The organism is Serpens gallinarum, from assembly GCF_014836765.1.
Classification (GTDB): Bacteria; Pseudomonadota; Gammaproteobacteria; order Pseudomonadales; family Pseudomonadaceae; genus Serpens; species Serpens gallinarum.
This window is the reverse complement of record NZ_JACSQG010000002.1, coordinates 191,955-211,691: the sequence shown is the minus strand read 5'-3', so window position 1 is coordinate 211,691 and position 19,737 is coordinate 191,955. Positions and strand designations below refer to the sequence as shown.

Below are 19,737 nucleotides of genomic sequence, written 5' to 3'. Positions count from 1 at the left end.
TAAGATGGAGGGCATATGGACAATGCCTACCAAGGTCCCACGTCCTTTTTGCATAGGTGATGCCCCGTGACCGCAAACAATCCCCTTCTTCAAGAATTCGACCTGCCGCCCTATTCGCTGATTCGCCCCGAACACGTCGAACCGGCCATCGACCAGATTCTCGCCGACAGCCGTGCGGCGGTGGCCGAGCTGCTCAAGACCCAGCAGCAGGCACCGAGCTGGGACGGCCTGGTGCTGGCCCTTGACGAACTGGGCGCGCGCCTGGGCCGGGCCTGGAGCCCGGTCAGCCACCTCAACGCCGTGTGCAACAGTCCCGAACTGCGCGCCGCCTATGAGGCCTGCCTGCCCAAGCTGTCCGAGTATTCCACCGAGCTGGGACAGAACCCGGAGCTGTTTGCCGCTTATCAGGCACTGGCCGCAAGTCCCGCGGCGGCAGGGTTCGATGTGGCGCAAAAGACCATCCTCGAGCACAGCCTGCGGGACTTCCGCCTGTCCGGCATCGACCTGCCGCCGGCCGAGCAGCAGCGCTACGGCGAAATCCAGATGCGCCTATCCGAGCTGACCAGCCGCTTTTCCAATCAGCTGCTGGATGCCACCCAGGCCTGGACCAAGCACTTGGTCGACGACGCGCAACTGGCCGGCCTGCCCGACTCGGCCAAAGCGCAAATGGCCCAGGCCGCCCAGGCGAAGAACCTCGACGGCTGGCTGATCAGCCTGGAATTCCCCAGCTACTACGCCGTAATGACCTACGCCGACGACCGTAAACTGCGCGAAGAGGTCTACACCGCCTACGCAACCCGCGCCTCCGACCAGGGCCCGAATGCCGGCCAGCACGACAACGGCCCGCTGATGGCCGAGATTCTCGACCTGCGTCAGGAGCTGGCGAAACTGCTCGGTTTCGCCAACTTCGCCGACCTGTCGCTGGCCACCAAGATGGCCGACACCAGCGAACAGGTGCTGAGCTTCCTGCGTGACCTGGCGGTGCGCAGCAAGCCGTTTGCTCAACGTGACCTTGAGCAACTCAAGGCCTTCGCCGCCGAACAGGGCGTAAGCGACCTACAGAGCTGGGACGCCGGCTACTTCGCCGAAAAACTGCGCCAGGCACGCTACGACCTGTCCCAAGAAGCGGTACGCGCCTGGTTCCCGATCGACAAGGTGCTGTCCGGGCTGTTCGCCATCGTGCAACAGCTGTACGGCATCGAGATTCGGGAATTGACCGAATTCGACCGCTGGCACCCCGATGTGCGCCTGTTCGAGATTCGCGAGAACGGCGAGCACGTCGGGCGCTTCTTCTTCGACCTCTATGCCCGCGCCAACAAGCGCGGCGGTGCCTGGATGGATGGCGCCCGTGACAAGCGCCGCAGCGCCGACGGCACGCTGATCAGCCCGGTGGCCAACCTGGTGTGCAACTTTACGCCGGCCGAAGCCGGCAAGCCGGCGCTGCTCACCCACGACGAAGTGACCACGCTGTTCCACGAATTCGGCCATGGCCTGCACCACCTGCTGACCCGTGTCGAGCATGCCGGCGCCTCCGGCATCAACGGCGTGGCCTGGGACGCCGTCGAGCTGCCCAGCCAGTTCATGGAGAACTGGTGCTGGGAGCCGGACGGCCTGGCGCTGATTTCCGGCCACTACCAGACCGGCGAGCCGCTGCCTCAGGAGCTGCTCGACAAGATGCTGGCGGCGAAGAATTTCCAGTCCGGCATGATGATGGTGCGTCAGCTGGAGTTCTCGATCTTCGACTTCGAACTGCACGCCACCCACGGCGACGGCCGCAGCGTGCTCGACGTGCTTAACGCCGTGCGCGACGAGGTCTCGGTGATGCGCCCGCCGGTGTGGAACCGCTTCGCCAACAGCTTCGCGCATATCTTCGCCGGCGGTTACGCGGCCGGTTACTACAGCTACAAGTGGGCCGAAGTGCTGTCCGCCGATGCCTTCTCGCTGTTCGAGGAGCGGGGCGTGCTCAACCCCGAGACCGGCCGCGCGTTCCGCGAGGCGATTCTGGCCCAGGGCGGCGCCCAGGAACCGATGGACCTGTTCGTTGCTTTCCGCGGCCGCGAGCCGAGCATTGACGCGCTGTTGCGTCACAGCGGTCTGACCGAGGAAATCGCATGAACGATGTGAAGAAACGCTTCATTGCTGGCGCGGTATGCCCGGCCTGCGAAGCCCAGGACACCATCAAGATGTGGGACGTCGAGGGCGTCCCGCACCGCGAATGCGTGGCCTGCGGTTTTGCCGATACGCTCAACGCCCAGGGCATTTCCGTGCCCAAAGAGCTCGGCACGAGGGTGACCCCGCATGCTCCTAAACCGGCGGCGGCCAAGAGCCACACGGTGCAGTTCTTCCCCAACCCGAAGCTGAAGAAGCCTGACTGACCCGGGTTTAGACAGGCCTGTCATGTGGCATCTGGTATGCGAAGATCTGGCGGTCGAGGGCGTGACCCACGCGCTCGGCGCGGACATCGCGGCGCAGTCGCTACGGGTGCTGCACGATGATCTCGCCGTCGGGCCGCTGAGCGATATCGACCAACCGCCCTGTGCCCAGCGGATTGCCTACTGGCAGGCGCTCTGGCCGGTATCGCTCCAACCGATGCCGGATTTTGCCGGTGAGCTGGTCTGCGAAGCGCACTGGCTAAGCGGGTTGGCGCACGGCAGCCGAGCCGTGACGGTCTGGCACGGTGACAGCTGCTCCGAGCAGTTGCTGCTGGCGCGGCTGGCCCAGGCCCTGGCGGGTTCGCCGGTCGAATTGTGGGAGGTGGCCTGTGGCAATCCACAGTTGCCGCCGCGTCGGACGGTCTCCCTGCGCCGCCCGGACCAACTGGTCGACCTCTATCAACACCACCACCGGCTCGACGCGTCCCGCCGCCAGCAATTGGCCGCGCAGTGGCAAGTCCTCGTGAACGACAACGCACCGATCCGCCTGTGGCGCGCCGGGCGTTTTCAATCGGTTGCCCCTGCCTATATCGACGAGCCGCTGCTGGCCGCCTGTTCCGCTGAGTGGCAGCCGTTGGCGCGCGCCATGGCCGAGGTCATGGCCCGCTGCGACGGCTTTTTTCCTACTGATGTGTTTCTTTACTGGCGTGCCCGGGCACTGGCAGCCCAGGGTCGGCTGATGCTGGACGGCAGCGATCAGGACGGTTATGCCGAGCGGCTGGTGCGTTTGCCTCACTGACGGTAGGCTCAGGTTTCGCGAAAAAACTCCCCTGGCGTGCAGTCGAACAGCTGGCGAAACGCGGCGATGAATGCCGAGGTTGAGTCGTAACCGCAGGCCAGTGCCACGTCGGTGACCCGTTCACCGCGTTCCAGCGGCGCCAACGCACCGAGCAAGCGCAGACGCTGGCGCCAGGCGCGAAAACTCAGCCCGGTCTCGCGCAAGAACAGACGGCTCAGGGTCTTTTCCGACACCCCTAGCTGCAGGCCCCAGTCGCCCAGGGTGGTCTGCTGCTCCGGGTGGGCCTGCAGGTTGCGACAGATCTGTCGCAAACGTTTGTCCTGGGGCAGCGGCAGAGCCAGATCGACTTCTGCGGCGCTAGCCAATTGGTCGAGCAGCACCTGCGCCAGCCGTCCCGCTGCACCCTCTTCGTCATAATCCTCCGGCAGCAGACTGAAGGTACGAATCAGTTCCCGCAGTAGCGGGCTGACCTCTAGCACCCGGCAGCTCGGCGGTGCCCATGTGGTCACATTGCATTCCAGATACAGGCTGCGCATTTCCGTTTGCGGCGTGCTGAACACCCGGTGCGGCATGCCCGCGGGTACCCATACCGCCCGCTGCGGCGGCGCGATGAAGCGCCCGGCGCGGGTCTGCACTTCCAGCACCCCCTGGGTGGCATAGGAGAGTTGCACCCACGGATGGCTGTGCTGGTAGGTAAGCGCCCGATTGGGCAGCGATTCGACCTGTCCGTACAGTGGGCGCGGCAAACGTTTCAGCTCGAAAAGACTGCTGCGCACGGCGTAGTCTTGTCCTTTAGTCGACATTAGTGGGCTCATTGGCGTTAGTCGGCAAGAGGCGAACAGGGTAGTGTGCGCCGTCACTCGCCCGCAACTACGAGAACAATCATGGCGCTGTCCCGTTTCATTCCCGATGCCTACACCCAGATTCTGATTGGCGTGGTGCTACTCGCTACCTTCCTGCCCGCCAGCGGCCAGGGCGCCGTGGCCTTCGAGTGGATCACCAACCTGGCCATTGCCCTGCTGTTTTTCCTGCACGGTGCGAAGCTATCGCGAGAGGCGATCATTTCCGGCGCCACCCACTGGCGCCTGCACCTGCTGATCTTTGGGTGCACCTTCATACTGTTCCCCATGCTGGGCCTGGCGCTCAAACCGCTGCTGTTCCCGCTGCTGGGCAACGAGCTGTATCTGGGCATGCTGTATCTGTGCGCACTGCCGGCTACCGTGCAGTCGGCCATTGCCTTCACGTCGCTGGCACGGGGCAATATTCCCGCAGCAATCTGCAGCGCCGCAGCATCCAGCCTGCTGGGCATCTTCCTCACGCCCTTGCTGGTCATGCTGCTGATGGACGTGGAAGGTCAGGGCGGCTCAACGCTGGATGCCATTGGCAAGATCGTCTTGCAACTGCTGGTGCCGTTCATCGCCGGGCAGCTGATGCGTCCGTTGATTGGCAACTGGGTGGCGCGCAACATCAGATGGCTGCGCTGGGTCGACCAGGGCTCAATCCTGCTGGTGGTCTACACGGCGTTCAGCGCGGCGGTGATCGGCGGCATCTGGGACTTGATCCCGATGCCCCGCCTGCTGATTCTCTGTGTGGTCTGCACGCTGTTCCTGGCGCTGGTGCTGGTGATCGTCGAATTCATCGGCCGGCGCATGGGCCTGAATCAGGAGGACCGCATCACCTTGTTGTTCGGCGCCTCGAAAAAGAGCATGGCCACCGGCGTACCCATGGCCCAGGTGCTGTTTGCCGGCGGCGCCATTGGTACGCTGATCCTGCCGCTGATGATCTTTCACCAGATTCAGCTGATGGTGTGCGCAGTACTTGCCCAGCGCTATGCCAAACGCCCGGATACCGAGGCCGAAACGGCCGAGGCGATCTGAAAGAAACCCTGGTTTCCTTGGCGGCGCTGCCCTCAACGGGGCGCCGCCGCTGACGATACATTCGATCCACTCAGCGCAACGATCCCCGCCGACAAACATGCCTTGCGCTCCATAGTTGGGCGCCACATGGCGCTCGCAGATTGTCTAAAAGCGCCACAAAATTTCGCCTTTACGACACTTATCCCCCGAAATATCCTAGGCAGCCGTTACTGGAAGGCTCTATTTCCAGTGACCCGTCCCTGCATTTTTTTGTCCAATGAGCTGACCCTGTCGTAGGTCCTTTCCTTCGCGCCTGGGCTACTGCCTGGGACATCGGGTGTGCGGCCTGGCTGTTGCGCCTCGAATGCTCCGGCCTATTCGGCGTCTTTTAATTTTTTTAGTTAGTCACGCCATGTTGACCGGCTTTCGGCCGCCCGTGGCCCTCACACAGGAACCTTGATGGAACATAACATCTCGCTTATCACCACCCTGGCCGGGGGCTTCGGCCTGGCCCTGATCTTCGGCTTCATCGCCGAGAAGCTGAAGCTCCCGGCACTGATTGGTTACCTGTTCGCCGGTATTTTGCTCGGTCCGTCCACGCCGGGTTTTGTCGCTGACATCGAGCTGGCCTCACAGCTTTCCGAAATAGGCGTCATGCTGCTGATGTTCGGCGTCGGCCTGCATTTCTCCCTCGATGACTTGCTGGCGGTGAAGAAAATCGCCTTGCCTGGCGCGGTGGTGCAGATGAGTCTGGCCACGCTGCTTGGCATGGCTGTCGCCCACTGGTGGGGCTGGAGTATCGGTGCCGGACTGATCTTCGGCCTGTCGCTGTCGTGCGCCAGTACCGTGGTGCTGCTCAAGGCACTGGAGTCACGCGGCATTCTCGACTCGATGAACGGGCGAATTGCCGTGGGCTGGCTAGTGGTCGAGGATCTGGCTACCGTTCTGGTGTTGGTCATGCTGCCTCCCCTGGCCGGCGTGCTGGGCGGTACCGTGGTGGACAATGGCGGTGAATCGATCTGGTACAGCCTGGGCAAAACCCTGCTGCTGGTGTCCGGCTTTGTCGCCGTGATGCTGATTGCCGGTCGGCGCATCCTGCCGTGGATGCTGCTGCAAGTCGCCAAGACCGGCTCGCGCGAACTGTTCACCCTGGCGGTGATTGCCGCTGCTATCGGCATCGCCTATGGCGCCGCCGCGCTGTTTTCGGTGTCCTTCGCCCTTGGCGCCTTCTTTGCCGGCATGGTGATGCGCGAGTCTGACCTCAGCCACCGTGCTGCCAGCGAATCCCTGCCGCTGCGCGATGCCTTCGCCGTACTGTTCTTCGTCTCGGTCGGCATGCTCTTCGATCCTCAGGTGCTGCTCGACGAACCGCTGCATGTACTGGCCGTGGTCGCCATTATTGTCTTCGGCAAGACCCTGGCAGCCGCCGCGCTGGTGCTGGCTTTCCGTTATCCGCTCAATACGGCGCTGACCGTCGCCGCCAGCCTGGCGCAAATTGGCGAGTTCTCCTTCATTCTGGCCGGTCTCGGCCTGTCGCTGGGCCTGATGCCAGCAGAAGGCGTGAGCCTGGTACTGGCCGGAGCACTGATTTCCATTGCCCTGAACCCGGTGATGTTCGGCCTGGTCAAGCCGCTCAAGGCCTGGGCGCTGCGTCGTTCGTCCTTCGCCCGCAAGCTGGAACACCGCGAAGACCCACTGGCAGTGTTGCCGATGAGTACCGAGCGCAAATACCTGGAAGGTCAGGTGGTCGTCGTCGGCCACGGCCGCGTCGGCCGGCGCATCTGTGGCTCTTTGGCGCGCCGGCATATCCCCTTCGTGGTGGTCGAGCAGAACCGCGAATACGTGGAGAAAATCCGCAGCGAAGGCGTGCCTGCGGTGAGCGGCGACTCCACGGACCCGGCCACCCTGATCCAGGCCCATATCAGCACAGCGGCGATGCTGGTGATCGCCACTCCGGACCCGATGAATGTGCAACGCATGGTGGAAATCGCCCGCACGCTCAACCCAGACATCGAGGTGGTGATCCGCACCCACAGCCCGGACGCGGCGGAGATCTTCCGCAAGGACAACCTGGGCACGGTGTTCTTCGACGAGGAGGAGCTGGCGCGCAGCATGAAGGCGCACATCCTGTCCAAATTCGCGCCAGAGGAAGAAACAGCACCGGTCACCCATGGGCATGGGTCGACTGCGGCCTGACGGACTACTGCGCAATTAAACCCCGGCCCTCCGGGGGTTTTGTGTTTCAGTGTCCGGTCTGAACATCAGATTGGCGTATCCATTTGTCCCTTGCCGTGATTTTCATTAGGCTTCCCAGACTGCAAATATGGCGCATAGCCATTATTGAGCCTGACTTGGTCGCCAGGGCACTCAACGTTGGCCACAAGAAGGTTTATTCGCCCAAGGGAATCAAGGGATGTCTGCTTTCAACTGTTTTCGCACGAACTTGCTGGTCCTCACCGCAATCGGCGCAACCTTTTCGGCCCAGGCGTTTGGCGCTACGGCCACGTCTGGCAATGCACCCGTTTGGGTTCAGATGCTGTACAGCGATGCCAGTCAGAAGCAGCGCACCGGCCTGCAAGGTTATGACGCCAGCACACGGGGTGTGGGCGTGGGATTCGACACTGCTCTGAGCAACCAATGGAAACTGGGACTCACCTATCGCCGCCTGACAACCGACGTGAATCTCGCTGACAACGAAACTGACATCGAAAGCCAGTTCGTTACGTTGCAAAGCAGCTTCGAGCAAGAGAGTTTCTTTGTCGTGGGCGGCATCTCCTACGGCCGAAGCGACCATGAATCGAAGCGGCGGATTGCCTATAACCTAAGCAAAGCCGCATACGACAGCGCTCAGTTGGGCCTGAACGCAACTGCAGGATATCGCTATGCTTTGCAAGGCTCCGTGATAATCGAGCCGCGGCTGGCGGCGCGCTATGCGCGTATCGATACGGACGAGATTCGGGGCACCGGCTATGCAGCGGGCGAACGGCGTCATGAAGTGGGTGAGCTGGGCGCCGGGCTGCGTTGGGTCGGCAGCTTCGATCTTGGCCCGGGCAGTATGGTGCAGCAGATCAGGCTGATGGGGTACCGTGATTTGGTTGCCGATCAGTCTGGGACAACGGCCTTGCTGCTGCTTGGCAACACGCCATTGGTCACCACGGGTAATAAACCGAAGCGCAATAGCTATGAAGTGGGTCTGGGCGCGGATTACCGCCTGGGTGCATTGAGCCTGGGGCTGAGCTGGGACTACGTCGGCAAGTCTGCTTACAGCTCCGACACGTTCATCGCGAAAGCTCGTTATGACTTCTGATGGCGGTGCAGAACGTCGGCGGGCGCCTTCAGCCTAAAGACCTCCGTCAGTTCTTTTCTAACCGAAACGGCAGTCACGCCTGCAATAAAACCCTCCCCTACGCCATTTCACGCGGCAGGTGCTCGCTGAGGTAATCCAGGAAGCAGGTGATGCGCGAGGCCAGCGCGGTGTTGCGGTAATACACCGCATGCACGGGCTGGCTGGCCGGTACCGTTTGCTCGGTCAGCACCTGGACCAGCCGACCTTCTGCACGGTCGATGCTGCTCATGAAATCCGACAGACACACCAGGCCTTCGCCCGCTAGTGCCAATTGGCGCAGCGTCTCGCCGCTGGAGGCGCGCACGCTGGGGGTAACCGGCCAGTCCTCGCCGAGGGTATGGCGCAAAGGCCAGCGGTTCAACGCCTCAGGCTGGGTGAAGCCGAGCAGGCTGTGGTCGGCCAGGTCGGCCACCGTGTGCGGCGTGCCGCGCCTGTTCAGATAGTCCGGGCTGGTCAGCACGCGTAGACGGCTGCTGCACAGGGGGCGGGCATGCAAGGTGGAATCGGTCAGCGCACCAATCCGAATGGCCACATCGGTACGCTCCTCAAGAAGGTCGATGAATTGCTCGCTGCTGTGCAACTCCAGCGTTATTTCTGGGTAGCGCTGGCGAAAACCGGCCACCAGCGGCACCACCATATGCAGCATGAAGGGCGAAGCAGTGTTGACGCGCAGGCGTCCGGACGGTTTCTGCCGCCGCAACGCCATCTGCTCCTCGGCCTCTTCGACACTGGCGAGAATGCGTCGGGCCTGGGCCAAAAAGGCTTCGCCTTCCTCGGTGAGTTCCAGGCGCCGGGTGGTCCGGCGCAGAAGCGTCACGGCAAGTTTTTCTTCCAGCCGGGTCAGGGCGCGGCTGACACCCGACGGGGTTTGTCCCAATCGCTCGGCCGCTGCGCTGATGGAGCCGCTGTCAACCACTTGGGTCAGCGCCAGCATTTCATCCAAGGTGATCTTCATTGTTGACTCGAAGGCAAATATCAAAGGCCCTATGGTAGCTTTTCCGCATGAGTTCAGCCCGGATAATGCGCGCCATGCAATCCTATCCCGGAGCATTTTGAATGCCTCTTGCGCTTCTCGCGCTGACCCTCAGCGCATTCGCCATCGGCACGACCGAGTTCGTCATCGTCGGCCTGCTACCCACTGCCAGTGATCTGGCCGTCGACCTGCCCTCGGCGGGCCTGCTGATCAGTCTCTACGCATTTGAGGTGCTCGCCGCTGTGCTGCTGATGCTGAGCGTCACGGCCAGCAATCCCTGGCTGACGCTGCTCACCGTTTTGCTGTGGGGCGCGGTGGCGTTAAGCAACGTGTCCGGCCTGCAGCTCTATGTTGCCGATCCCTCGTGAAGGCAGTCGTATGACGCGGCATAAAAAAGCCGCTGCCTCATAACGGCAGCGGCTTTCTTCATGGCGGTGGGCTAACCGTCAGCCGCGCGCGTTATGCACGCCGTCGGCGATTTCGCGGCACAGCGCCAGCACGTCGTTGACGGCCTGTTCCTTCGACTCCGCCTTGGCAATGCGATCGACCAGTGCCGAGCCCACCACCGCGCCGTCGGCGCGCTTGGCCACTTCGGCGGCGTGCTCGGGGGTGCGGATGCCGAAGCCGATGCACACCGGCAGGTCGGTGTGGCGGCGCAGGCGGGTGACAGCTTCTTCCACCTGATCCATGCTCGCCGAACCGGCGCCGGTGACGCCGGCCACCGAGACGTAGTAGACAAAGCCCGAACTGTTCTCGAGCACCACCGGCAGGCGCGCATCGTCGGTGGTCGGGGTGGTCAGGCGGATGAAGTCGATGCCGGCGGCCTGGGCCGGGTCGCACAGGTCGGCGTTGTGCTCCGGTGGCAGGTCGACCACGATCAGGCCGTCCACGCCGGCCTCTTTGGCATCAGCCACGAAGCGCGCTACGCCATAGTGGTGGATCGGGTTGAAATAACCCATCAGCACGACCGGCGTGGTCTGGTTGCCTTCGCGAAATTCCCGAACCATTTGCAGGGTCCTGGCCAGGTTCTGGCCGTTGCCCAGGGCGCGGATGTTGGCCAGCTGAATCGCCGGGCCGTCGGCCATCGGGTCGGTGAACGGCATGCCCAGTTCGATCACGTCCACACCGGCCTCGGGCAGGCCCTTGAGGATCTGCAGGGCGGTGGCGTAGTCCGGGTCGCCGGCGGTGAGGAAGGTCACCAGCGCGGCGCGGTTCTGTTGCTTGAGTTCGGCGAAGCGGGTCTGCAGGCGGCTCATGGGCGAGTCTCCTCGGCGGCTTGTTCATCCAGATTGAGATAGTGCATGACGGTCTGCATGTCCTTGTCGCCGCGTCCGGAGAGGTTGACCACCATCAGGTGGTCCTTGGGCAGCTGCGGCGCGCGCTTGAACATTTCCGCCAGGGCGTGGGACGACTCCAGGGCGGGGATGATGCCTTCCAGGCGGCAGCACTGGTGGAATGCGCTCAGGGCTTCGTCGTCGCTGATCGGCACGTACTCGACGCGGCCGATGTCATGCAACCAGGCGTGCTCGGGGCCGACGCCGGGATAGTCGAGGCCGGCGGAGATCGAGTGGGCGTCGACGATCTGGCCATCGGCATCCTGCAGCAGGAAGGTGCGGTTGCCGTGCAGCACGCCGGGAGTGCCGCCGTTCATGCTGGCGGCGTGCTTGCCGGTGTCGATGCCGTGGCCGGAGGCCTCGACGCCAATGATCTGCACGCTTTCATCATCGAGGAACGGGTGGAACAGGCCAATGGCGTTGGAGCCACCGCCGATGCAGGCGATCAGGCTGTCGGGCAGGCGGCCTTCCTTCTCCTGCAGCTGTTCGCGGGTTTCCTTGCCGATCACGGCCTGGAAGTCGCGCACCATGGCCGGGTAGGGGTGCGGGCCGGCGGCAGTGCCGATCAGGTAGAACGTGTCATGGACGTTGGTCACCCAGTCGCGCAGGGCTTCGTTCATGGCGTCCTTGAGGGTGCCGGTGCCGGCGGTGACCGGAATCACCTCGGCGCCCAGCAGGCGCATGCGAAACACGTTGGCCTGCTGGCGGTCGATGTCGGTGGTACCCATGTACACCACGCACTTCAGGCCGAAGCGCGCCGCCACGGTGGCGGTGGCCACGCCGTGCATGCCGGCGCCGGTCTCGGCGATGATGCGCTGCTTGCCCATGCGCTTGGCCAGCAGGATCTGGCCGATGCAGTTGTTGATCTTGTGCGCGCCGGTGTGGTTCAGCTCTTCACGCTTGAGGAAGATCTTTGCGCCGCCGCAGAACTCGGTCAGCCGCTCGGCGAAGTACAGCGGGCTCGGACGGCCGATGTAGTCGCGCTGAAAATAGGCCAGCTCTTCGATGAAAGCCGGATCGTTCTTGGCCTTTTCATATTCGGCGGCCAGGTCGTGAATCAACGGCATCAGGGTTTCGGCGACGTACTGGCCGCCGAACTGGCCAAACAGCCCCTTAGCGTCGGGACCGCTGCGGTATGAAGTCATGGTGGGCTCCTGCTGGGCAGAGTGATTTCTGAATGGCCAAACCTTAACCAATCCGCGGTGGTTAAAAAAGCGATAAGATCGCTGCAACCTGTTAGGAAAACTCACCAATGAACACCGAACTTCCACCACTCAATGCGCTGCGAGCATTTGAGGTTGCCGCGCGCCACGGCAGTATTCGCCAAGCTGCTGAGGAGCTTAATGTCACCCATGGCGCGGTCAGTCGGCAGATCCGGGTTTTGGAAGAGCATCTGGGCGTGGCGGTGTTCCACAAGGATGGGCGCGGCGTAAAACTCACGGATGCCGGCAGTCGCCTGAGCGAGGTGGCCAGTGACGCCTTCGCACGCGTAGGGGCTGTGTGCGCGGAACTGCAACGGCAGAACGCCGAGGCGCCGTTTGTGCTGGGGTGTCCCGGCAGCCTGCTGGCGCGTTGGTTCATTCCGCGTCTGGATCGCTTGCAACGCGAGCTGCCCGACCTGCATTTGCAAGTGTCCGCCAGCGAAGGCGAGCTTGACCCGAACAAGCCGGGCCTGGACGCCACCCTGTGGTACCACGAACCACCGTGGCCGGCGGATATGCAGGTGTACGAGCTGAGTGCCGAACGCATCGGGCCGGTGTTCAGTCCGCACTTGCCCCACGCCGAGCGCCTACTCCGTGCCCCGGCCAGCGCGCTGCTCGACGAGACGCTACTGCACACCGTCTCGCGTCCTCAGGCGTGGCCCAGCTGGGCGGGAAACATGGCGCTGCCGGTCCAGGCGCTCCGTCTGGGGCAGGGTTTTGAGCACCTGTACTTCCTGCTGGAAGCGGCCTTGGCCGGTCTGGGCGTGGCCATTGCCCCGCAGCAACTGGTGGCTGACGATCTCGCCGCCGGGCGTTTACTGGCCCCCTGGGGCTTTGTGAAAACCACGGCCAAGCTGGCACTGTGGGTGCCTCGGCGGCGCCTGGATCGGCGCGCCGAACGACTGGCGGAGTGGTTGCAGCACGAGCTGGCTTAGGCGGCACTAGGGCCTAGAGTGCGTGGCTGCGCTGGAAAAGCTTCGACCCGAGGGCGAGCCTCCCACAGAAGGCATGCCGGGCACGGTTTTCACCGGCAACTGCGCACCCATGGCTGCGACCAGGGCCGGCTTTATTGGAGCCACCCCATAGCCCTGCGGGTTGCAGCGCTGCCAGCGCCAGGCATCGGTGAGCATGCAGCGCAAGTCACGGGTGGCCTGCCAGCCCAGCTCTTGCGCGGCCTTGCCTGGATCGGCCCAGCATTGCGCAATATCACCCGCCCGGCGCGGCAAGATCGCGTAGGGCAGCGCGATTTCACTGACTTGCTCGAAGGCCTCGAGCATTTCCAGCACTGAATACCCCCGACCGGTGCCCAGGTTCCAGATATGCGTGCCTTTGCGTTCGGTCAGAGCCTGCAAGGCCTTGAGGTGACCGTCCACCAGATCCAGTACATGGATGTAATCACGCACGCCCGTGCCATCCGGGGTCGGATAGTCGTTGCCATAGATATTCAGGCGCTCGAGCCGGCCAACCGCCACCTGCAGCATGTAAGGCAGCAGGTTGTTGGGTACGCCATGGGGATCTTCGCCAATCAGCGCCGACTCATGGGCGCCGATGGGATTGAAATAGCGTAGCAAGCCGATCGACCAGCGTGGGTCTGACTGGGCCAGCCCCTTCAGCACGTTTTCCGTCATCAGCTTGGATTGGCCGTAGGGATTAGTGGGCGTGCCGGTGGGGCATTGCTCGCTGATTGGCAAGCGGTCCGGCTCACCGTACACCGTGGCGGAGGAGCTGAAGATCAGACGAAAGACCTCCGCCTTGGCCATCGCCTGGCACAAGGCAATGCTGCCGCCAACGTTGGTCTCGAAGTAGCGCAACGGTTCGCGCACGCTTTCGCCGACCGCCTTGAGCCCGGCGAAATGCATCACGGCCTGGATCGGGTAGGACTTGAACAGCTTGTCGAGCAGGTTGCGGTTGCGAACATCGCCGCGAACGAAGCGTGGCGCGCGCCCGGCCAGTCGCGCGACGCGCTGCAGGGCCACGGGTGAGCTGTTGCACAGATTGTCCAGTACCAATACGTCGTGCCCGGCCTGCAGCAACTGCAGCACCGCATGGGACCCGATGTAACCCACTCCACCCGTTACCAGAATCATCGCCAGCCTCCTTTTTGTGATCACACGAATGGCTCGCCAGGCATGCCGAAGCACGCCAGCGTTACAAACAGGTCAACCGAAAAAGGGCTACATGACTGCTGCCGACGTCCCTGAAGGGATGCTCGGCCAACGAGCCGCTTCAACAATTCCGACGGTAGGGCAAGCGTTCAAGTTCCGTTACCGGGATAAACGCTCCGGCTCGACATCGGATCGGTGGCGGGGAACCCCGAAGTGCAAAGCTCATTCATAACTTTACTGGGCATTTTGCAAGGCCTTCACAAGCCACCTTCCACTGCTCTCGCTCGCACACTCCTAGGAGGCTTTCCATTATGAGTTGGGCCGGACCTTCGCAACCCCACATTCAGCCATCCACGGCGATTTCTCAGTACAGCGTTGAAGCCTGTGAGACACGAAAACCGACCCTGTTATGCCTCTCTCATTTGCGCTGGGGATTTGTCTATCAACGCCCCCAGCACCTTATGTCGCGTTTCGCCCAGGACTATCGCCTGCTGTTCTGGGAGGAGCCGGTTCCCTGCGAAGAAGCCGAGCCCTGGCTCGAAGAACACCCCGGCAACGTGACGGTGCTGGTGCCTCGCCTGCCTCACCGCTTTCAAGGCAATACGCCCATGACGGTTGAAGCGCAGCGGGGCTTGCTGGATGACTACTTGGCCCGGCACGAAGCGAGAGACCTGCTGCTCTGGTACTACACCCCCATGAGCCTGGCGTTCTCCGCTCACCTTCCGGCACGACTGGTGGTCTACGACTGCATGGACGAGCTGTCCGCCTTTCGCGGTGCGCCACCCGAGCTGCTGATATGCGAGCGGGCGCTGCTCAAGCGTGCCGATGTGGTGTTCACCGGCGGCTACAGCATCTGGGAGGCCAAGCGGCGCCTGCATGACAACGCGCACCCGATGCCCAGCAGCGTGGACATCGCTCACTTCGCCGCCGCCCGACAGCCGCTGCAGCAGCCTGCCGATCAAGCGCAGCTACCCAGCCCACGGCTAGGTTTTTTTGGCGTGATTGACGAGCGTTTCGACCTCGAGCTGATCGATCAGGTCGCGGTAATGCGCCCCCATTGGCAGATCGTGCTGATTGGGCCCGTGGTAAAAATCGACCCGGCCAGCCTGCCCCGGCGGGACAACCTCCATTATTTGGGTGGCAAGCGCTACGACGAGCTGCCCGCCTATCTGGCCGGCTGGGACGTTGCCCTGATGCCTTTCGCGTTGAACGAGGCGACGCGCTTCATCAGTCCGACCAAGACCCCTGAATACCTGGCCGGCGGCTGCCCTGTGGTGTCGACGTCGATCACCGATGTGGTGCGCCATTACGGCAACAGTGAGCTGGTGCTGATCGCCGATGGCGCCGCCGCCTTTGTTGAAGCCATCGAAGAAGCCCTGCTGCTGAGTGCCGACCGGCCCGCCCTGCAGGCCGCCGCCGATCGCATTCTGGGCGATATGTCGTGGGACAAGACCTGGTCTGCCATGCGGGAGAAAATCCAATGCGCGATGTGAAGGTGGACAGCTCGCCGGACACAGGTCGCAACGCAGGCGGAGGTAGTACCAGAAAACAACGGGACGGCTTCGACTACCTGATCGTCGGTGCCGGTTTTGCCGGCAGCGTACTCGCCGAACGCTTGGCAGCGGGGCTGAACAAGCGCGTGCTGGTCGTCGACCGGCGCGCGCATATCGGTGGCAATGCCTACGATGAATACAACGAGGCCGGTGTGTTGATCCACCGTTATGGGCCGCACATTTTCCACACCAATGCGCAACGCATCGTCGATTACCTGTCGCGCTTCACGCAATGGCGCCCCTACGAGCACCGGGTGCTTGGCCAGGTCGATGGCGCACTGGTGCCGATCCCGATCAACCGCACCACGTTAAACATGCTGTATCACCTGAATCTGGCCACCGATGACGAGGCCGCCGAATTGCTGGCCCGGCGCGCCGAACCCGTGGCGGATATCCGCACCAGCGAGGATGTGGTGATCAATCAGATCGGCCGCGAACTCTATGAAAAGTTCTTTCGCGGCTACACCCGCAAGCAATGGGGGCTCGATCCCTCGCAGCTGGACCGCTCGGTGACCGCGCGGGTGCCGACGCGCACCAATACCGATGACCGGTATTTCACCGACACCTTCCAGATGATGCCCCTGCACGGCTACACACGCATGTTCGAGAAAATGCTCGCGCACCCGAACATCCACCTTCTGCTCAATACCCCGTACCGGGAAATCCATGACGAGGTGCGCTACGACCACCTGATCTTCTGCGGCCCCATCGATGAGTATTTCGACTATCGCTACGGCAAGCTGCCCTACCGCTCGTTGAAGTTCGTCCACGAAACCCTGGACCGTGAATGGTTGCAGCCGGTGGCAGTGGTCAATTACCCGGACGAGAAGGTCCCCTACACGCGAATCACCGAATACAAGCACCTCACCGGGCAGCAACACGCCAAAACCAGCATCACGTATGAATACCCCAGCGCCGAGGGCGATCCGTACTACCCGATTCCCCGTGCGGAAAACGCCGAGTTGTACAAGCGCTATCAGGCATTGGCTGACGCCACGCCGGGGGTGACCTTTCTCGGTCGGCTGGGCACCTACAAGTACTACAACATGGATCAGGTCATCGGCCAGGCCTTGGCGCTGTACAAACGCATCGAAGAGGCCACCCCCACGCCACTCTCAACCGAACAGCGCCTGGCGAGGGCGCCTTGAGCGGAGTTTCGATGTACGTACCGTGTCTGTTCAAAAGTTTTTTCATGGGCGGTTTCGAATGCTCGACCCATCGGCGCGACGACGGCCGGCGCCTTGATCTGCTGCAGTCCACCGGCCATGACCGCTGGGCCGCGGAGGACTACGCCACGTTGCGCCGTCTGGGCCTGCAAACGGTACGCGACGGCGTGCGCTGGCACCTGGTCGAACAGCAGGCCGGCCACTATGACTGGAGCAGCTTTCTGCCCATGCTGCGCGCCGCCCAGCAACAAGACGTGCAGGTCATCTGGGACCTGGGGCATTACGGTTGGCCGGACGATATCGATATTTGGCAACCCGCCTTCGTCGAGCGTTTCGCCCGCTTTGCCGCCGCAGTGGCCCAACAGGTGCGCGACGAGAGTGATCAGGTGCCTTTTTATGTGCCGATCAACGAGATTTCCTTCTGGTCGTGGGCCGGTGGCGAGGTGGGGTATTTCAATCCCTGCGCGCTGGATCGCAGCCTCGAACTCAAGCATCAACTGGTGCGGGCCAGCATCGCTGCCATCGAGGCGATCCGCGCGATCGATGCGCGGGCGCGCTTTGTGCTGGTGGACCCGCTCATTCATGTCGTTCCCCGGGATAAACGCGCGGCCAGTCAGGCGGATGCCGAGGCGTATCGACTTTCCCAGTTCCAGGCCTGGGACATGCTGGCAGGCCGGCAATGGCCCGGACTGGGCGGCAAGCCCGAGTACCTGGACATCATCGGCGTGAACTTTTATTCCAATAACCAGTGGTACATGGGCGGCGGCACGCTCTGGCGCGGCGAGCCAGGCTATCGACCCTTGGTCGGCATGCTCAGCGAGATTTACCAGCGCTATCAGCGACCTCTTTGTATCGCCGAAACAGGCGACGAAATCGGGCGCCGGGCCGCCTGGTTCCGCTACGTCTGCGAACAGGTCGAGTTGGCCCTGCAGCGCACCATTCCCATCGAAGGCATCTGTTACTACCCCATCCTGGATTACCCCGGCTGGGTGGATGACCGCCATTGCTCGGCGGGCTTGCTGGGCTTTGCCGACGCCCAGGGCCAGCGACCGCTTTATGCGCCGCTGGGCGAGGAACTCAAGGCCCAGCAGGCGTACTTCGCCGAGCACCTGCTCGCGAGCCGCCAGGCGTTGACCTCATGAACGCCAACGCCCCAGCGGCCAGGCGGGACTCACCGCTGCCCTCCACACCGCTGGCCTTTCTGTGGCGCTATGTGCAGCAGCGCCCCTGGCATTTCGGCGGCATGTTCGCCCTGATCCTCGGCGCCGCCGGCTGCGCGGTGGCGGTGCAGTACGGCATGAAGCTTTTGGTCGATGCGATGACCGTCAACGACCGCAGCCAGGCACACGTCTGGTTTCCACTGACGCTTTTCATCAGCCTGATTGTCGTGGAAAACCTGCTATGGCGCGTCGGCGGTTGGCTGGGCTGCCGCACGGTGATCGCCAGTTGCGTGGATTTGCGCGTGGACCTGTTTCGCCATCTGACCGGCCACCCCATGCGCTATTTCACCAAACATTTCGCCGGCGCACTGGGCAATCGCATCTCCGCAACCGGCGGTGCGGCCGGCTCCATCTATGCGGGGCTGGCCTGGAAAATCATGCCGCCGTGTGTGGATTTTATTGGCGCGGTCATCGTGCTGCTCACCGTGGATACGGGCATGGCCCTGGCCCTGGTGGTTTTTGTGGCCCTTGTGGCAGCGCTGATCACCGGCTTCGGTATTCGCGGGCGCGCCAAGCATCAGCGTTACGCCGCACAATCGGCGCGGGTCGGCGGTGAGCTGGTGGATGTGGTGTCCAACGTTTGGACCATCAAGGCCTTCTCGGCGCGCGATCGGGAAGCGCGACGCATGGCCGAGGAAATCGGCGTGGAAGCCGTTGCCCAGCGGCGCAGCTGGATGTACCTGGAAAAAGCCCGGGTGATTCATGATATCTGCCTGGCCGTGATGGCCGGCGGTATGCTGATTTGGGCGGTCGAGCTGTGGCTGCTCGGCAGCGTCACAGCCGGCGACGTGGTACTGGTCAGCGCACTGACGTTCCGCATCCTGCACGGCTCGCGAGACCTGGCACTGGCCTTGGTGGATGCCACGCAACAAATGGCAGCCATCGCCGATACCTTAGCGATCATTGTCCAGCCCCATGGCCAAGACGACCCCAAGCCAGCCCTGAGCCTGGCACAGGGGGACATCGAGTTTCGCAATGTGCGCTTCGCCTACCCAGGCGGACGCATCGTCTTCGAAGATTTCAATCTGCACATACCCGCCGGACAGAAAGTCGGCGTCGTCGGCCGCTCCGGTGCCGGCAAGTCCACCCTGCTCGCGTTGATCCAGCGCCTGGATGATGTACAGGGCGGCGCCGTGCTGATCGATGGCCAGGATATCAGCGAAGTCAGCCAGGACAGCGTGCGCGACCGCCTGGCCGTCGTACCGCAGGAGGCGGCACTGTTCAACCGCAGCATTCGTGAAAACATCCGCTACGGCCGGCCCTCGGCCACCGATGCAGAAGTGGTCGAAGCGGCGCGCAACGCCTTTTGCGATGCCTTTATCCGCGAATTGCCCAAGGGCTACGACACCCTGGTCGGCGAGCGCGGCGTGATGCTCTCCGGCGGGCAACGCCAGCGTCTGGGCATCGCCCGTGCGTTTCTCAAGGACGCACCGATCCTGATTCTGGATGAGGCTACCTCGGCGCTGGATACGCGTTCCGAGGGTGAAATTCAGACCGCATTGGCCAAACTAATGATGGGTCGTACGGTGGTCTCCGTGGCGCATCGGCTGTCCACCCTGTCCAGTTTCGATCGCATTGTGGTGCTCAAGAACGGCCAGATCGTCGAAGACGGCTCGCCCAGCGAGCTGCGCAGCCTGGGCGGGCTGTTCGCTGCCGTGTGGAACATGCAGGTGGGAGGGTTCATCAACGAGGATGCCAAGAACAGCGAGTGAAGGTTTCGAACCGGCGAACCAGGCGCGCTCGGCTAGCCTTCAGATAGCAAAGTCGGACGAGTGACCGTGGCAGTTCGCCGCCTGTTTCCTATGCTCTTC

General features: G+C 62.9%; 16 protein-coding genes and 1 pseudogene. 12 read left to right on the top strand and 5 right to left on the bottom strand.

Annotated features, from left to right (window positions below; translation table 11 throughout):
* The first annotated feature begins 66 nt into the window (after positions 1-66).
* Genes prlC through H9642_RS06205 form a run of 3 tightly spaced genes read left to right on the top strand, consistent with a single transcriptional unit; the run spans position 67 to position 3,171 of the window.
* On the top strand, positions 67-2,115 hold the full coding sequence (gene prlC, locus H9642_RS06215) for an oligopeptidase A (RefSeq protein WP_251835557.1): 2,049 nt from the start codon (positions 67-69) through the stop codon (positions 2,113-2,115).
* The gene (locus tag H9642_RS06210) at positions 2,112-2,375 is read left to right on the top strand and encodes a YheV family putative zinc ribbon protein (protein WP_251835556.1); all 264 of its coding nucleotides are present in this window, start codon (positions 2,112-2,114) and stop codon (positions 2,373-2,375) included. Before prlC ends, H9642_RS06210 begins: the two co-directional genes overlap by 4 nt.
* Before the next feature lie 22 nt (positions 2,376-2,397).
* The gene (locus H9642_RS06205) at positions 2,398-3,171 is read left to right on the top strand and encodes a DUF3658 domain-containing protein (RefSeq protein ID WP_251835555.1); all 774 of its coding nucleotides are present in this window, start codon (positions 2,398-2,400) and stop codon (positions 3,169-3,171) included.
* An 8-nt stretch (positions 3,172-3,179) separates the two neighbouring features.
* Here H9642_RS06205 and H9642_RS06200 read toward each other — a convergent pair whose 3' ends face one another.
* The gene (locus H9642_RS06200; protein ID WP_251835554.1) at positions 3,180-3,974 is read right to left on the bottom strand and encodes an AraC family transcriptional regulator; all 795 of its coding nucleotides are present in this window, start codon (positions 3,972-3,974) and stop codon (positions 3,180-3,182) included.
* 81 nt (positions 3,975-4,055) lie between these two features.
* Here H9642_RS06200 and H9642_RS06195 point away from each other — a divergent pair, with 81 nt between their 5' ends.
* From H9642_RS06195 to H9642_RS06185, 3 genes are all read left to right on the top strand, one after another.
* The gene (locus tag H9642_RS06195) at positions 4,056-5,048 is read left to right on the top strand and encodes a bile acid:sodium symporter family protein (RefSeq protein WP_251835553.1); all 993 of its coding nucleotides are present in this window, start codon (positions 4,056-4,058) and stop codon (positions 5,046-5,048) included.
* 438 nt (positions 5,049-5,486) lie between these two features.
* Entirely contained in the window at positions 5,487-7,223 is a 1,737-nt protein-coding gene (locus tag H9642_RS06190) for a cation:proton antiporter (protein WP_251835552.1), read from the top strand.
* A 217-nt stretch (positions 7,224-7,440) separates the two neighbouring features.
* A complete protein-coding gene (locus H9642_RS06185) occupies positions 7,441-8,334 on the top strand; it encodes an autotransporter outer membrane beta-barrel domain-containing protein (protein WP_251835551.1) in 894 nt (297 codons plus the stop codon).
* A gap of 97 nt (positions 8,335-8,431) precedes the next feature.
* Here H9642_RS06185 and H9642_RS06180 read toward each other — a convergent pair whose 3' ends face one another.
* Positions 8,432-9,328 (bottom strand): LysR family transcriptional regulator, encoded by an 897-nt coding sequence (locus H9642_RS06180; RefSeq protein WP_251835550.1) that lies wholly within the window; start codon positions 9,326-9,328, stop codon positions 8,432-8,434.
* A 101-nt stretch (positions 9,329-9,429) separates the two neighbouring features.
* Here H9642_RS06180 and H9642_RS06175 point away from each other — a divergent pair.
* A pseudogene (locus tag H9642_RS06175) lies at positions 9,430-9,580 on the top strand (MFS transporter); the annotation flags it as partial.
* 212 nt (positions 9,581-9,792) lie between these two features.
* Here the strand turns inward: H9642_RS06175 and trpA are convergent.
* Positions 9,793-10,602, bottom strand: a complete 810-nt coding sequence (gene trpA / locus H9642_RS06170; protein ID WP_251835549.1) for a tryptophan synthase subunit alpha — start codon at positions 10,600-10,602, stop codon at positions 9,793-9,795.
* The gene (gene trpB / locus H9642_RS06165) at positions 10,599-11,825 is read right to left on the bottom strand and encodes a tryptophan synthase subunit beta (RefSeq protein WP_251835548.1); all 1,227 of its coding nucleotides are present in this window, start codon (positions 11,823-11,825) and stop codon (positions 10,599-10,601) included. The genes trpA and trpB overlap by 4 nt, the downstream gene beginning before the upstream one ends.
* A 107-nt stretch (positions 11,826-11,932) precedes the next feature.
* Here trpB and H9642_RS06160 point away from each other — a divergent pair, with 107 nt between their 5' ends.
* Entirely contained in the window at positions 11,933-12,817 is an 885-nt protein-coding gene (locus H9642_RS06160) for a LysR family transcriptional regulator (protein WP_251835547.1), read from the top strand.
* 6 nt (positions 12,818-12,823) lie between these two features.
* Here H9642_RS06160 and galE read toward each other — a convergent pair whose 3' ends face one another.
* Entirely contained in the window at positions 12,824-13,969 is a 1,146-nt protein-coding gene (gene galE, locus H9642_RS06155) for a UDP-glucose 4-epimerase GalE (protein ID WP_251835546.1), read from the bottom strand.
* A gap of 329 nt (positions 13,970-14,298) precedes the next feature.
* Here galE and H9642_RS06150 point away from each other — a divergent pair, with 329 nt between their 5' ends.
* From H9642_RS06150 to H9642_RS06135, 4 genes are read left to right on the top strand one after another with little or no spacing between them, the layout of a single operon-like run.
* Positions 14,299-15,480 carry a glycosyltransferase family 1 protein gene (locus H9642_RS06150; RefSeq protein WP_251835545.1) on the top strand — a complete coding sequence of 394 codons (1,182 nt, stop codon included), beginning with the start codon at positions 14,299-14,301 and terminating at the stop codon, positions 15,478-15,480.
* A complete protein-coding gene (gene glf / locus H9642_RS06145; protein ID WP_251835544.1) occupies positions 15,468-16,688 on the top strand; it encodes a UDP-galactopyranose mutase in 1,221 nt (406 codons plus the stop codon). The genes H9642_RS06150 and glf overlap by 13 nt, the downstream gene beginning before the upstream one ends.
* Positions 16,689-16,699: 11 nt before the next feature.
* Complete coding sequence (locus tag H9642_RS06140) at positions 16,700-17,848, top strand: family 1 glycosylhydrolase (RefSeq protein ID WP_251835543.1); 1,149 nt, start codon at positions 16,700-16,702, stop codon at positions 17,846-17,848.
* Positions 17,845-19,638 carry an ABC transporter ATP-binding protein gene (locus tag H9642_RS06135; RefSeq protein ID WP_251835542.1) on the top strand — a complete coding sequence of 598 codons (1,794 nt, stop codon included), beginning with the start codon at positions 17,845-17,847 and terminating at the stop codon, positions 19,636-19,638. The genes H9642_RS06140 and H9642_RS06135 overlap by 4 nt, the downstream gene beginning before the upstream one ends.
* Positions 19,639-19,737: the final 99 nt, after the last annotated feature.